This is a genomic window from Paenimyroides baculatum, from assembly GCF_008629655.1.
Lineage (GTDB): Bacteria > Bacteroidota > Bacteroidia > Flavobacteriales > Flavobacteriaceae > Flavobacterium > Flavobacterium baculatum.
Genome location: NZ_VWSG01000005.1, coordinates 132,612 through 147,127, shown reverse-complemented (window position 1 = coordinate 147,127; position 14,516 = coordinate 132,612). Strand labels below are relative to the sequence as shown.

Below are 14,516 nucleotides of genomic sequence, written 5' to 3'. Positions count from 1 at the left end.
TTAAAATGTTTGGTTGTTTTTAAAAATGACCGAACTTTTTTTGTTTTTTTTCAGTTTTAAAAGAAGAAAAATATTTTCAAGAATGGAAGAAAAAAAATTAGACAAAAGTAGCCTTATAGGTATGGCTATAATTACCGTTTTATTGTTTTGGATGTTGTCAGGAACAATGTTTTCTGATGATAAAAAAGACGATAAAACAAAAGAAACAGCTAAAACCGAAACGGCTGCTAAAACTCCGATTGATCAGTTGGCTGCAAATGCACAAAACGATACCGTTGCAAATGCGCAGTTAAGAAATCAGTTGGGATCGTTTGCTTACGGCGCGGCTTTACCAAGTGTTACAGGTGCTAAAGATATTACGGTAAACAATGGTGTGCTTACTGTTGTTTTTTCTAATAAAGGCGGATACATCAAAGAAGTTACCGTTAACGATCAAAAAAGAATTTCGAGCAAAAACGAAGATTTGGTAAAAATCATCGCCAACAATAACTCTAAATTAGATCTTAGATTTACTACCAAAGACAACCGTTTGTTAAATACAAAAGATTTGTCGTTTGAACCTACTCAATCAAAAGAAGGTGAAAATACGGTGGTTTCTATGAAGTTGAAAACATCGGAAACTACTTATTTGGAATATCGCTATGTATTAAAACCTAACAAATATATGTTAGATTTAAGCATAAAATCGGTTGGTTTAAGTTCTGTTCTTAACACGGCAACACCTGCAGAATTAACATGGCAGTTAAAAGCTACACGTAACGAAAAATCGATCACTTACGAAAATCGTTACGCAGAAATTATTTATGAATACGAAGACGGTAAAGACGATTATTTAAATCCGGCAAAAACAACTACCGAAGACGCTAAAGATTTAACGTATGTAGCTTTCAAACAGCACTTATTCACATCGGTTTTATTAACCGAAACTCCTATAAAGACAGCAAACTTAAGTCAGGAAAATTTGGTAGATAAGGAAGATGAGAATGCAGGTTTCTTAAAAGATTTCAAGGCAGTAATGCCGTTAGAATATAAAGGTGGCGAACTTTCGTACAACATGAACCTTTATATGGGACCTACAGATTATAACATTTTAAACGATTACGAAAAAAATTTAGACGAGATTGTACCATTAGGTTGGGGAATTTTTGGTTGGTTGAATAAATTGCTTGTGATCCCAATTTTTACATTACTTATAAAAGTTATACCACACGGAATTGCCATTATATTGTTCACAGTTGTAATACGTTTAATTATGTCTCCGGTTCAATACAAATCGTATGTATCGCAAGCAAAAATGAAATTAATTCGTCCGGAAGTAAACGAATTGAATGAAAAGTATGCGAAAGATCCAATGAAAAAACAGCAGGAAACAATGAAGCTGTACAACAAAGCCGGTGTAAATCCAATGGCAGGTTGTATTCCAATGTTGATTCAGTTGCCAATTTTCTATGCATTGTTCAGTTTCTTTCCATCAGCGTTCGATTTAAGACAAAAAGCATTCCTTTGGGCAGACGATTTATCGTCATATGATAGCATCTATACATTGCCATTTAGTATTCCTTTTTATGGAAACCATGTAGCTTTATTCCCAATTTTAGCTGCTTTAGCAACGTTCTTTTACATGAAAATGACAACAGGCGATCAGGCTGCAATGACTCCGCAACAAGAAGGTATGCCGGATATGGGTAAAATCATGAAAGTAATGATTTACATTTCGCCAATCATGATGTTGTTCTTCTTTAACAATTACGCATCAGGTTTATCGTTGTACTATTTTATATCGAATTTAATTACCATAGGAATTATGTATGTGATTAAAAACAAGATTGTTACAGAAGACAAAGTGAAAGTGATTATCGAAACTAACAAATCAAAAGACAAGCCTAAATCTAAATTCCAACGCAAAATGGACGAATTAATGGAACAGGCACAACAGCAAAAAGCGAATCAAAATAAAAAGTAATTCAATAAAATAAATTACATTTAAAGCATCCTTGAAAAAGGGTGCTTTTTTATCTTGTAATGTAAATATTGTAATACTTGTAAATTTTACAATTTTAATATATTATTCAAACTTTCTAAAATGAAAATAGAAATTAAATGGGAAAATTTTGTTAATCCAAATTTATCTGATGCAAAGAAGTTTAATTCAGAATATCCGGCATTAAGTAAATGTTTTTTAGAACCTATAAAAAAAATTCATGAAATTCAATTGTATGATTTAGATAAAATGAAGTATGGTTTGTTAAAAGAACAAAAATACATTAGTGAAATTATACAATGTGTAGGAATTAGTAAAATGTATTTAACGAATTTATGGTTTCATTCAACGCAAAAACCAAATAGGTTTAAAGGAGGCTCTCGCACCGCTAACAGCATATCTTATGAAACTTATTACGAAATAATATATTCAAAATTATCAAGTTCCTTTGATAGATTTTTACATCTAGTAAATATATATTATAGTCTGAACATAAATCAAAGGGACATAACAATACGTAATATAAAAAATGCTATATGCGAACAGTATAAAGATGAATCTTTATCAAATTCATTCTATGCATTAGTTGATAATTCTTATTATCAAAACATCTCTAAAATAAGAAATACTTTCATTCACAGAGAACTAGTATTTGAAAAGTATCATAAAATAAATGAAGATGGTGTACACTATGATTCATTTCAATATAAAAACAATACAGAGTCAACAATTTTAAACTTTATCGGTTACATACACTTTTTAAATACAGTAGCAATTCCTTTCTTATATAACTTTCAAAAATTAGTTTAAATCTTATTGCATATTAATATCTTATGATATTAAAGCAAGGTTAATGTACATTAGGTTTATAGCTTAAAGTATCTAATCCACCAAATTTGCTAACTCTTCGCCTACCAACGAGCCAATTGCAATTCCCGTTCCTGTTAAACGAACGCCACAATAAACATTGTCAGAAAGTTGTTTCACAATCGGATCTCGTTGCGCGCCCATGTCCATAATTCCGCTCCAGCGATGATCGATTTCAAATTAATGATTCGGCAGAATTACTTCTTTTAAATAAGTTTCCAATTGATTTTGGATTAAATCTGTTGTACCAAATTCAGTTGTGGTTTCTCCTTCCAAATCCAGATTTCTACCACCGCCAAACAAAACTCTATTTCCAACATTTCTGAAATAATAAAATCCTTCGTCCATGTGAAAACAACCTTTGAAAGGTGGATTTTCAATCGGTTTGGTAACCAAAACTTGCGCGCGAGCAGGAACGACGTCCAAATCGTATAATTTTTTTGTAAAGGCATTGGTACACAAAAAAACTTTTTTTGAATTGAAATGAAATCCATTTTCCAATTCAATTTCCACTTCTGAATTCAAATCGCCTATGGATTTAACTTCTACATTGTTCAAAATTGAAATTTGATTTGAAATCACTAATTCCACAAAAGATCTCATCATTTTCCCTGTATGAATATGACCTTCAAAATCAGTTTCAATCATTCCGATTGTGTTTTTAAAACCAAAATATTTATCAGATTTTCTGTAAACATTCTGGTTGAAAATAGGTTTGAGCCAAGAATTAATTTTATCTAAATTGGCTAAACTACTTTCCATCAATTATTTATCAGATTCACGAAAAATTTCATGCCCGCCGAGTTGATGATAATCCATTTTTTCATCAGGAATTAATGATCGTAACTTTTGCAAACCTATGAATCTTCTTTCTACTAATTTGTAAACTTCTTCTTCAGAATTCGATTCCAAATACCAAAGAATTTCTGACAAAGTCCCAAAACAAGCAAAACCAGCGTTTTTGGTACTTGCGCCCTCGGGCAACATTCCTTTTTCAATGATTACGATTTTTGCTTCAGGATGTTTTTTGCGTAAGTGATATGCAGTACTCAAGCCAACAATTCCGCTTCCGATGATGGTAAAGTCAACATTTCTAAAATAGGTTTCGAGTTCCCAAAAACTTAAATTCATTTTGAAGTTATTTGTTTCAAAAATAAGCTGTTTTGAATAATTTTCAACTTCAAACTATAAATTTTTGATTTTTAGTTTATAAATGAACTACAAAATTAAATTTGAAAAAATGAAACTACAATTTCTGGCAAAATAATTGCAAATACATAACTAGAAAATGTATTTTTGAAACAATTTAATCAAGCAAGCAAAAATGAAACAGTATATTATAACGTCATTGGCAGTTTTAGCAGTATCAACGGCTTTTTATGCGCAAGACGTAAACAAAACCAATGCACAGGGCAAACGTGAAGGTGTTTCGGTTGGTTATTACCCGAAAACCAATTACGTGAAATATGAAGGAACTTTTAAAGACGGAAAAGAAACCGGAACTTTTAAGTTTTATGCCGATGAACCCGAAAAAAAACTAATTGCAACCAAAGAGTTTAAGGCTGATGGTAGTGTTTATGCAATATTCTTCAACGGAAAAAAGAAAATGTCCGAAGGTTTGTATGTAAATAAATTACGAGAAGGACTTTGGAAGGTTTATCATATTGATGGACAACATGTAATGTCTGAAGAACCTTATAAAAACGATAAAATCCACGGCATTAAAAAAGGGTATTACATATCAGGCAAATTATCGGAAGAACTAGAATATAAAAACGGAATTGAAGACGGAATTTCTAATCAATATGCTGAAAACGGTGTAAAAATTAAAGAAACGCAGTACGTTAAAGGAAATCTGGACGGTAAAATCATTATTCGCGACGAAAACGGAAAAATTACCGACGAAGCAAAATATGTTAACGGAAAGCTAATTGTATCTAAAAAAACAACCAAATAAAATACAACTCAACCAATTGTCGTAACTTTGCAGTTCGATTTTTAAAAAATGAAAAAAAGAGTAGTAGTAGGTCTTTCAGGCGGTGTAGATTCAAGCGTTGCAGCGCAATTGCTTTTGGATCTGGGTTATGAGGTTATTGGCTTGTTTATGAAAAACTGGCACGATGACACCGTAACTATTTCCGACGAATGTCCTTGGTTAGAAGATAGTAATGATGCTTTGCTTGTTGCCGATAAATTGGGAATTCCTTTTCAAACAGTCGATTTAAGTGAAGAATATAAAGAACGTATTGTAGATTATATGTTCAATGAATACGAAAACGGGCGTACACCAAATCCGGATGTTTTGTGCAATCGCGAAATTAAGTTTGACGTTTTCATGAAAATTGCCCTTGAATTGGGTGCCGATTTTGTTGCAACTGGTCATTATTGTCGAAAAGAAGAAACGGTTGTAAACGGAAAAACGGTTTATAAATTATTGGCTGGTAAAGATCCAAATAAAGATCAATCGTATTTTTTATGTCAGTTATCACAGGAACAATTAGCGAAAGCTTTGTTCCCGATTGGCGAATATTTAAAGCCTGAAGTTCGTGAGATTGCAGCGAAAAACGATTTGATTACTGCTGACAAAAAAGATTCGCAAGGTTTGTGTTTTATCGGCAAAGTTCGTTTACCTGAATTTTTACAGCAACAATTAAAACCTAAAAAAGGAATTATTTACGAAGTTTCTAAAGATCATGGTATATATACTGATCAAAAACCGAATTTTGATTCTTTGATTGATGAATTAACTTGGGAAGCAACTTCGGTAAAATATACTCCCGAAATGGCTAAAAAAGTTGGTGAGCATAATGGTGCGCATTATTTTACAATTGGTCAGCGTAAAGGGTTGAATGTAGGCGGAACTCAAGAAGCTTTGTTTATTATTGATACCAATGTTACCGAAAATGCCATTTACACAGGTCAAGGACAATTTCATCCCGGTTTATTCCGTAAAACGTTGTTAGTTCAACCACATGAAATTCATTGGATACGCGAAGATTTGCGCTTGAAAAATGGAGAATCTATGGAAGTCATGGCTCGTATTCGTTACCGTCAGCCACTACAGAAAGCAACTCTGTATCAAACCGAAAAAGGATTGTTTGTACGATTTAATGAGCCACAATCAGCCATTACAGAAGGTCAATTTGTTTCATGGCATCTCGATGAAGAATTAATAGGATCCGGAGTAATATCGAAGATTTAATAAAATTGAAATTATAATTGCAAAACCAAACTAATTTTTTTAGTTTGGTTTTTAATTTTTATATCTTGAAAAAAATAGTAACTCTCTACATTTTAACACTTTTTGTTTCCTGCAAAACTTACGAACTAACACCCTTAAGTTTAAAAACGCAGTTAGAGAATAGTTCTGTAGAAGAAAGAGGTGTTAAATTAAATAATGCTTCCATTTTTTTTAATTCAACTTATATGGCTGTGAGTCTTGATTCATTGGAGGTTTTTGATAAAAAAGGAACAGTATTTTATCTGCAAAATTCCCCTTCAATAGAAATGCGTTTAATAAATAATGAAGGCGAAAAGTTCACGATGTACTTTGATACGGTGGTTATTATAAATGACACATTAACAGGAAGCAGATCAAGATTTATTTCAGGTATTAAACACAAAGTTCCATTTAGTACAATATCGAAAGTTTTTGTTCAAGATGGACAAAAAGATTTTAAATACACTAATTAAAAATATTATGAACAGAATAACACAATTATTCAATATAAAATATCCAATTATTCAAGGCGGTATGATTTGGAACAGCGGTTACAAATTGGCAGCAGCGGTTAGTAATTCAGGTGGTTTGGGTTTAATCGGTGCAGGATCCATGTATCCTGAAGTTTTGCGTGAACATATTCAAAAATGCCAAAAAGCAACCGATAAATCTTTTGGTGTAAATGTTCCCATGCTGTATCCAAATGTCGAAGAAATAATGAATATTATTGTAGATGAAGGTGTTAAAATCGTTTTTACATCGGCAGGAAATCCAAAAACTTGGACAACTTGGTTAAAAGAAAAAGGTATTACTGTGGTTCATGTGGTTAGTTCGTCAAAATTTGCGTTAAAAGCGCAGGAAGCAGGAGTTGATGCCGTTGTTGCCGAAGGTTTTGAAGCCGGTGGACATAATGGTCGCGAAGAAACCACAACACTTACTTTAATCCCAATGGTTAAACAGCATTTGCAGATTCCTTTGATTGCTGCTGGTGGAATTGCAACGGGAAAATCTATGCACGCAGCAATGATTCTGGGTGCAGACGGAGTTCAAATGGGAACTCGTTTTGCAATGACAACCGAAAGTTCGTCTCATCAAAATTTCAAAGATACCTGTGTAAATGCACAAGAAGGTGATACTTATCTTACCTTAAAAGAACTGGCGCCGGTACGTTTAATTCGCAACAAATTTTTTAACGAAGTTCAAGAAGCTTATGGGAAATGTGCAACTACAGATGATCTAAAAACATTATTGGGTAGAGCAAGAGCAAAGCGCGGTATGTTTGAAGGCGATTTGGAAGACGGTGAATTAGAAATTGGTCAGATTGTAGGTTTGATTAACGAAATTAAACCGGTAAGTGAAGTTATGAAGGAAATAATTGCTGATTTTGAAAAATCGGTAGCCACAACTTTTTCGTTCTAAAATCACAATAAACCCATAAAAAGCAAGGAATATTTTTTTAGATATTCCTTTTTTTATTAAATTTAGTACCCTATATAAGAATACTAGCATGAGTTACTATAAAATTGCCGATTTAGAGCAGTACTTTAAACATTATAAAAAATCAGTTCGCGAACCACGTAAATTCTGGGGCAAAATTGCTGAAGAAAATTTTATCTGGTATCAGGCTTGGGATAAAGTTTTTGAGTTTGATATGGGTAAAGGCGATATTAAATGGTTTTTAAACGGAAAATTGAATATAACTAAAAATTGTATCGACAGACATTTATCCAAACGTGGCGAAAAAACGGCAATTATTTTTGAACCGAACAATCCTTCCGAAGAACCACAGCATATCAGCTATAACGAACTGTACACCAGAGTTTCAAAAACAGCAAATGTATTAAAATCGTTAGGAGTTAAAAAAGGAGATCGTGTGTGCATTTATCTGCCAATGATTCCTGAATTAGCTGTAACAATGCTGGCTTGTGCAAGAATAGGAGCGATACATTCGGTTATTTTTGCTGGATTTTCCGATGCTGCTATTCGTTCTCGTGTAGAAGATTGCGGTGCAAAAGTTATTGTAACTTCAGACGGAGGTTTCCGTGGCGAAAAAACAATCAAAACCAAAGAAGTTGTAGATAAAGCGATTGAAGGGTTAACATCGGTTGAAAAAGTTTTGGTTGTAAAACGCACAAACGAACCGGTGTCTTTTAATAATAAAATAGATGTTTGGTTTGATGAATTGTATGAAGCTGCTGAAGCATCGAACATCGCTGAAATCATGGATTCCGAAGAACCGTTGTTTATTTTATATACTTCAGGATCAACAGGAAAACCTAAAGGAATGGTGCATTCAACTGCAGGTTACATGATTCAAACGGCATATACTTTTCAAAATGTATTCGATTATAAAGAAGGAGATATTTTCTGGTGTACTGCCGATTTAGGTTGGATTACCGGACATTCGTACATCTTATACGGCGCATTACTAAACGGTGCAACAACTGTGATTTTTGAAGGAATTCCAACGTATCCAAACCCATCACGTTATTGGGATATTATCGATAAATATCAGGTTACGCATTTTTACACCGCACCAACAGCCATTCGATCTTTAATGACAAACGATTATTCGTACGTGGCATCGCACAATCTAACTTCGTTACGAGTTTTAGGTTCGGTAGGCGAGCCGATTAATGAAGAAGCTTGGCATTGGTTTAATGATTTTATTGGAAAAAAACGTTGCCCGATCGTGGATACTTGGTGGCAGACAGAAACAGGATCGATCATGATTTCTCCGTTGGCATGCATTACACCGACAAAACCAACTTACGCAACTTTACCATTACCGGGAATACAAACGGTTTTAATGGATGAAAAAAACAACGAAATTTTAGGAAACCAAGTTATGGGAAGTTTATGCGTTAAATTTCCGTGGCCGTCAATTGCACGAACTATTTGGGGCGATCATGAACGTTTTGTAAAAACCTATTTCTCTGATTTTCCGGGAACTTATTTCACAGGCGATAATGCTTTACGTGATGAAGTTGGCTATTATAGAATTACAGGTCGTGCAGATGATGTGGTAATTGTTTCAGGTCATAATCTTGGAACAGCACCTATTGAAGATGCCATTAACCACCATCCGGCTGTGGCAGAATCTGCAGTGGTAGGTTTTCCACACGATATTAAAGGAAATGCGTTGTACGGTTTTATTTCATTAAAGAAAGAAGGAAGCACGCGTGACCGTGATAATTTAAAGAAAGAAATAAACCAGTTGATCGCAGATCATTACGGACCAATCGGTAAACTAGATAAAATTCAGTTTGTAGACGATTTGCCTAAAACACGTTCGGGTAAAATATTACGTCGCGTTTTAAGATCCATTGCATTAAATCAGTTAGATAATTTTGGCGATACATCAACAATGATAAATCCCGAAGTGGTTTCATCAATTATAGAAAATAGATTGTAACCTAAAAAAACAAAAATCCCTTTAAAATATTTTAAAGGGATTTTTCTTATTTAAAAAAATTGCTTAAAAGCCAATTTTAATTTTTCAATCTTTTGTATTCTTTAATTAATTCTTTAAGCTGTCTGTTAGAATCTACATCAATTTCTATATCAGACAAGTAGTGTTTAAACCTAAAATTTCCTGATATTTTTTGTGCAACCAATTCTTTTTCAATAGCTGTAAGTTTGTCTCTTAAAAGTATTTTTTCGTCTTCAAGATCTTTTAAATTAGCAAATTTTTCTTTAAAATCTCTTCTGAAGGTGTTTGAGCTGAATGGAATTGAATTTAGTATTTGCATTTGTTTTTTAGATTTAAAATCTAAAAGTGCAATTACTTCTGTTGTAATACTTATAAGTTCTGGTTTACCTAAAGAATCAATATTTAAAGGCAGTTCAGAAACGCTTTTCAATTTCTTTTTTTCAACCGATTTCTTATCTTTTTGATTCGAAGATTTATCTGCGGTTAGGGATTTTACATAACCGCTTCCAAAGCACATTTTACAGTTAGAATCTAAACCTTTGCAAGAACAAATTTGAAATGTCATATATTGAATTTTTCGTGTTTTAACTCACTTATAACGAAAGTTCTTTCTGTAGTTCTTTGTTTAAGTTGTAATTATTTGCAAATGTATGAAATATTTACACAATAAAAGAGAAACTATAAATCAGACTTCGTTAGATCATTAAAAAAGCAGTAACTAAATAATTACTGCTTTGATGCTATATTTGATTTTTAATTAAACGGCTACATTATGCTCACGTAGCGCATCGTTTAAAGAAGTTTTTTTATCGGTACTTTCTTTACGTTTTCCAATGATTAATGCGCAAGGAACCTGAAATTCTCCTGCAGGAAACTTTTTAGTGTAAGATCCTGGAATTACAACAGAACGCTCTGGAACATATCCTTTAATTTCTACAGGAGTTTCGCCTGTAACATCAATAATTTTGGTTGAAGCAGTCAAGCATACATTTGCACCCAAAACAGCTTCTTTACCCACGCGAACGCCTTCTACAACAATACAACGCGATCCTATAAAAGCATTATCTTCAATAATAACTGGAGCAGCCTGTAAAGGTTCTAAAACACCACCAATACCAACACCACCTGATAAATGTACGTTTTTGCCAATTTGTGCACAAGATCCAACAGTAGCCCAAGTATCAACCATAGTACCTTCATCAACATACGCACCAATATTTACATACGATGGCATTAAAATAACACCTGCAGAAATATAAGCACCATGACGCGCAACTGCATTAGGAACTACGCGAATCCCTTTTTCGGCATAATTACGTTTTAATGGCATTTTATCGTGGTATTCAAAAATTCCTGCTTCTAATGTTTCCATTTTTTGAATAGGGAAGTACATAACCACTGCTTTTTTAACCCATTCGTTAATTTGCCAACCGCCATCAACAGGTTCTGCAGTTCGTAATTGTCCGTTATCAATTAAATCGATAACTTTTCTAATGGTATTTTGTGTAGCTTCTTGTTGTAACAATTCTCTGTTTTCCCAAGCTTGCTCTATAATTTTTTTTAATTCTTGCATGCTGATTTTTTATTTTTACAAATATATTAAATCTTTCTGTTTGATATAAATTCAATGTTGAGATATAAACAAAAAAACCTGCCGTAAAGCAGGTTTTTTCTATATGTAAGTAAGATAAACGGGGTTTTACAAACGTTTATTTAATTTTATTAACGATAGCTGTGAAAGCTTCTTGGTGATTCATTGCTAAATCTGCTAAAACCTTACGGTTTAATTCGATGTTGTTAGCTTTGATTTTTCCCATGAATTGAGAATAAGACATTCCGTGTAAACGCGCACCAGCGTTAATACGCATAATCCATAACGCACGGAAATTTCTTTTCTTTTGTTTTCTGTCACGGTAAGCGTAAGACATTGCTTTCTCTACCGCGTTTTTAGCTACTGTCCAAACGTTTTTACGTCTTCCGAAGAAACCTTTGGCTTGCTTCAAAATTCTTTTTCTTCTTGCTCTTGATGCTACTGCATTGTTTGCTCTTGGCATAATTCTTAAATTTTTTTTGTAGTAGGGCGGATGCAAAACACATCGCTTTTGATCGAAATTTTTAATGATCAGCCCACTCCAGGGTTATTAAATTGTTTTAACCGAAAGAACGATTACATTATTCTTAATTGTTCTTTGATGCTTCTTTCGTCTGCTTTATGTACTAAACCAGAGTGAGTTAAAGCTAATTTACGCTTTTTAGACTTCTTTGTTAAGATGTGGCTTTTAAAAGCGTGTTTTCTTTTGATCTTTCCAGAACCAGTAACGGTAAAACGTTTTTTGGCACTAGATTTAGTTTTCATTTTAGGCATTTGTTCCTAGGTATTTATGTTATCTTACTTAACAATATTTTGCAAAAATACTAATTTTTCTTTTTAGGTGCAATATACATTGTCATTCTTTTACCTTCAAGAATTGGCATAGCTTCTACTTTACCAAATTCTTCAAGATCTTGTGCTAAACGCAACAATAAAATCTGACCTTGTTCTTTATAAATGATTGAACGACCTTTAAAGAATACGAATGCTTTTAATTTTGAACCTTCTTTTAGAAATTTCATAGCATTTTTCTTTTTAAACTCGTAATCATGTTCGTCTGTCTGTGGACCAAAACGAATCTCCTTAACAGAAACTTGAGCAGTTTTAGCTTTCAACATTTTGTCGCGCTTTTTTTGCTCGTAGATGAATTTCTTGTAATCGATGATTTTACAAACCGGCGGCGTAGCGTTTGGAGAAATCTCTACCAAATCTAATCCTTGAGCATCGGCCATAGCCATTGCTTCGGTTGTTTTAAAAACACCTGGTTCAACATTATCGCCTACTAAACGAACTTCCGGCACACGGATTTTATCGTTTATTCTGTGTGCATCTTCTTTTTTCTCAAGAGGTCTAAAGCCTCTTCTGTTATGTACTGCTATGGTAATATGATTTTATGCTTATTAAAGCGGTTTAACTAAAATTGTTTTATTGTTTTACTAACTTCTTCTTCTATTAAAGATACAAATTCTTCAATTTTCATAGAAGTGTTCGATTTTCCTGATTCTCCTTGTTTACGTACAGAAACGGTTGCATTGTTCTCTTCATCCTCACCAATAATCAGCATAAACGGATACTTTTGCAATTCTGCTTCACGAATTTTTTTGCCTATTGTTTCGTTTCGATCATCAAGCTTGGCGCGAATTTCGTGATTTTCTAACAAATCTAAAACTTTTTTAGCATATTTTTCGTATTTCTCGCTCAAAGACAGGATAATAACTTGTTCGGGCATTAACCATAACGGGAAATGACCACCTGTATTTTCTAATAAAATAGCTATGAAACGTTCCATTGAACCAAAAGGTGCACGGTGAATCATAACAGGGCGGTGCATTTTATCGTCAGATCCTTTATAAGTCAATTCAAAACGTTCCGGTAAATTGTAATCTACCTGAATGGTTCCTAACTGCCAGCGGCGACCTAAAGCATCTTTCACCATGAAATCTAATTTAGGACCGTAAAATGCCGCTTCACCAGATTCTACTACATAGTTCAATCCTTTATCTTTTGCTGCACTAATAATGGCATTTTCTGCTTTTTCCCAGTTTTCAACCGATCCGATATATTTTTCTGGTTTGTCTAAATCGCGAACAGAAACTTGTGCTGTGAAATTATCAAAACCTAATGATCCGAATACATAAAGTACCAAATCGATTACTTTTTTGAATTCTTCATCTAACTGATCCGGTGTACAGAAAATATGCGCATCGTCTTGAGTAAAACAACGAACACGCGTTAATCCGTGTAATTCGCCCGATTGTTCGTAACGATAAACCGTTCCAAATTCTGCATAACGTTTTGGCAAATCTTTGTACGACCAAGGCTTTGCGTTGTAAATTTCGCAGTGGTGCGGACAGTTCATTGGTTTTAATAAATATTCTTCTCCTTCAACAGGTGTATGAATTGGCTGGAAACTATCTGCACCATACTTTGCATAGTGACCTGATGTTACATACAATTCTTTATGACCTATATGTGGCGTTACAACTTGCTCGTAACCTGCTTTTTTCTGTGCTTTCTTTAAAAATTGTTCTAATCTGTCACGTAAAGCGGCACCTTTTGGCAACCATAACGGTAAACCTTGACCTACTTTTTGAGAGAAAGTAAACAATTCTAATTCTTTACCTAATTTACGGTGATCGCGGCGTTTTGCTTCTTCGATCATTTCTAAATATTCGGTAAGATCTTTTTGTTTAGGGAACGATATACCGTACACGCGTGTTAACTGCTTGTTTTTTTCGTCGCCACGCCAGTAAGCGCCCGCAACAGAAAGAATTTTTGCAGCTTTTATAATTCCGGTATTTGGAATGTGCCCACCACGACATAAATCTGTAAACGTAGCGTGGTCGCAGAAACTAATAGTTCCGTCTTCTAAATTCTGAATTAATTCGGTTTTGTATTCGTTATCCTTATATAATTCCAAAGCTTCTGCTTTTGTTGCAGATCGCATTTTAAATTCGTGCTTTTCTTTAGAAATTGCTAAAATTCTATCTTCAATCGCCTTGAAATCGTTTTCTGATATTTTGTTCTCTCCAAAATCAACATCGTAATAAAAACCATTTTCAATTGCTGGTCCAATAGTTAATTTAATACCCGGATACATTTCTTGCAAAGCCTGCGCCATTACGTGAGAAGTTGAGTGCCAGAATGCTTTTTTACCTTCGGCATCGTTCCAAATATATAACGTTAAGCTACCATCGGTGGTTAAAGTCGTAGTCGTTTCAACGGTTGTACCGTTAAAGTTTGCTGAAATTACGTTACGTGCTAAACCTTCGCTTATACTTAAAGCGACATCGTGCGGAGTTACGCCTGAAGCGTATTCGCGCACCGAACCATCTGGTAATGTTATTTTAATCATCTTACTATTGAAATTTATCACGCAAATATACTAAAGAATTATTTTACGTTAACAAAAAATAGTACGCTT

14 protein-coding genes and 1 pseudogene are annotated in these 14,516 nt (G+C 33.8%); 7 read left to right on the top strand and 8 right to left on the bottom strand.

The window, feature by feature from the left end:
* Window positions 1-82: 82 nt before the first annotated feature.
* Together yidC and F0460_RS08345 are read left to right on the top strand one after the other, a co-directional pair.
* Window positions 83-1,963: a membrane protein insertase YidC gene (gene yidC, locus F0460_RS08350; RefSeq protein ID WP_150012160.1), complete on the top strand. Its 1,881-nt coding sequence runs from the start codon at window positions 83-85 to the stop codon at window positions 1,961-1,963.
* 120 nt (window positions 1,964-2,083) lie between these two features.
* Window positions 2,084-2,791, top strand: a complete 708-nt coding sequence (locus F0460_RS08345; protein WP_150012158.1) for a Cthe_2314 family HEPN domain-containing protein — start codon at window positions 2,084-2,086, stop codon at window positions 2,789-2,791.
* A gap of 72 nt (window positions 2,792-2,863) precedes the next feature.
* On the opposite strand, the gene F0460_RS16380 is transcribed toward F0460_RS08345, so the two are convergent.
* Both F0460_RS16380 and F0460_RS08340 read right to left on the bottom strand, forming a co-directional pair.
* Entirely contained in the window at window positions 2,864-2,992 is a 129-nt protein-coding gene (locus F0460_RS16380) for a hypothetical protein (RefSeq protein ID WP_317132141.1), read from the bottom strand.
* A gap of 36 nt (window positions 2,993-3,028) precedes the next feature.
* Window positions 3,029-3,979: pseudogene (locus F0460_RS08340) on the bottom strand (NAD(P)/FAD-dependent oxidoreductase).
* 193 nt (window positions 3,980-4,172) lie between these two features.
* Here F0460_RS08340 and F0460_RS08335 point away from each other — a divergent pair.
* From F0460_RS08335 to acs, 5 genes are all read left to right on the top strand, one after another.
* Window positions 4,173-4,805, top strand: a complete 633-nt coding sequence (locus tag F0460_RS08335; protein WP_150012156.1) for a toxin-antitoxin system YwqK family antitoxin — start codon at window positions 4,173-4,175, stop codon at window positions 4,803-4,805.
* A gap of 48 nt (window positions 4,806-4,853) precedes the next feature.
* Window positions 4,854-6,050, top strand: a complete 1,197-nt coding sequence (gene mnmA, locus F0460_RS08330; protein WP_150012154.1) for a tRNA 2-thiouridine(34) synthase MnmA — start codon at window positions 4,854-4,856, stop codon at window positions 6,048-6,050.
* Window positions 6,051-6,115: 65 nt separating this feature from the next.
* Window positions 6,116-6,541, top strand: coding sequence for a hypothetical protein (locus F0460_RS08325; protein ID WP_150012152.1), 426 nt, complete (start codon window positions 6,116-6,118; stop codon window positions 6,539-6,541).
* Between the two features lie 7 nt (window positions 6,542-6,548).
* Complete coding sequence (locus tag F0460_RS08320; RefSeq protein WP_150012150.1) at window positions 6,549-7,487, top strand: NAD(P)H-dependent flavin oxidoreductase; 939 nt, start codon at window positions 6,549-6,551, stop codon at window positions 7,485-7,487.
* 88 nt (window positions 7,488-7,575) lie between these two features.
* Window positions 7,576-9,483, top strand: coding sequence for an acetate--CoA ligase (gene acs / locus F0460_RS08315; protein WP_150012148.1), 1,908 nt, complete (start codon window positions 7,576-7,578; stop codon window positions 9,481-9,483).
* 76 nt (window positions 9,484-9,559) lie between these two features.
* Here the strand turns inward: acs and F0460_RS08310 are convergent, their stop codons facing one another.
* From F0460_RS08310 to thrS, 6 genes are all read right to left on the bottom strand, one after another.
* On the bottom strand, window positions 9,560-10,066 hold the full coding sequence (locus tag F0460_RS08310) for a hypothetical protein (protein ID WP_150012146.1): 507 nt from the start codon (window positions 10,064-10,066) through the stop codon (window positions 9,560-9,562).
* A gap of 192 nt (window positions 10,067-10,258) precedes the next feature.
* Entirely contained in the window at window positions 10,259-11,074 is an 816-nt protein-coding gene (locus F0460_RS08305; protein ID WP_150012144.1) for a 2,3,4,5-tetrahydropyridine-2,6-dicarboxylate N-succinyltransferase, read from the bottom strand.
* A 136-nt stretch (window positions 11,075-11,210) separates the two neighbouring features.
* Entirely contained in the window at window positions 11,211-11,555 is a 345-nt protein-coding gene (gene rplT, locus F0460_RS08300; RefSeq protein WP_150012142.1) for a 50S ribosomal protein L20, read from the bottom strand.
* Between the two features lie 113 nt (window positions 11,556-11,668).
* Entirely contained in the window at window positions 11,669-11,866 is a 198-nt protein-coding gene (gene rpmI / locus F0460_RS08295) for a 50S ribosomal protein L35 (RefSeq protein WP_091518998.1), read from the bottom strand.
* A gap of 50 nt (window positions 11,867-11,916) precedes the next feature.
* The gene (gene infC, locus F0460_RS08290) at window positions 11,917-12,471 is read right to left on the bottom strand and encodes a translation initiation factor IF-3 (protein ID WP_150012140.1); all 555 of its coding nucleotides are present in this window, start codon (window positions 12,469-12,471) and stop codon (window positions 11,917-11,919) included.
* A gap of 35 nt (window positions 12,472-12,506) precedes the next feature.
* Entirely contained in the window at window positions 12,507-14,447 is a 1,941-nt protein-coding gene (gene thrS / locus F0460_RS08285) for a threonine--tRNA ligase (protein WP_150012138.1), read from the bottom strand.
* Window positions 14,448-14,516 lie beyond the last annotated feature (69 nt).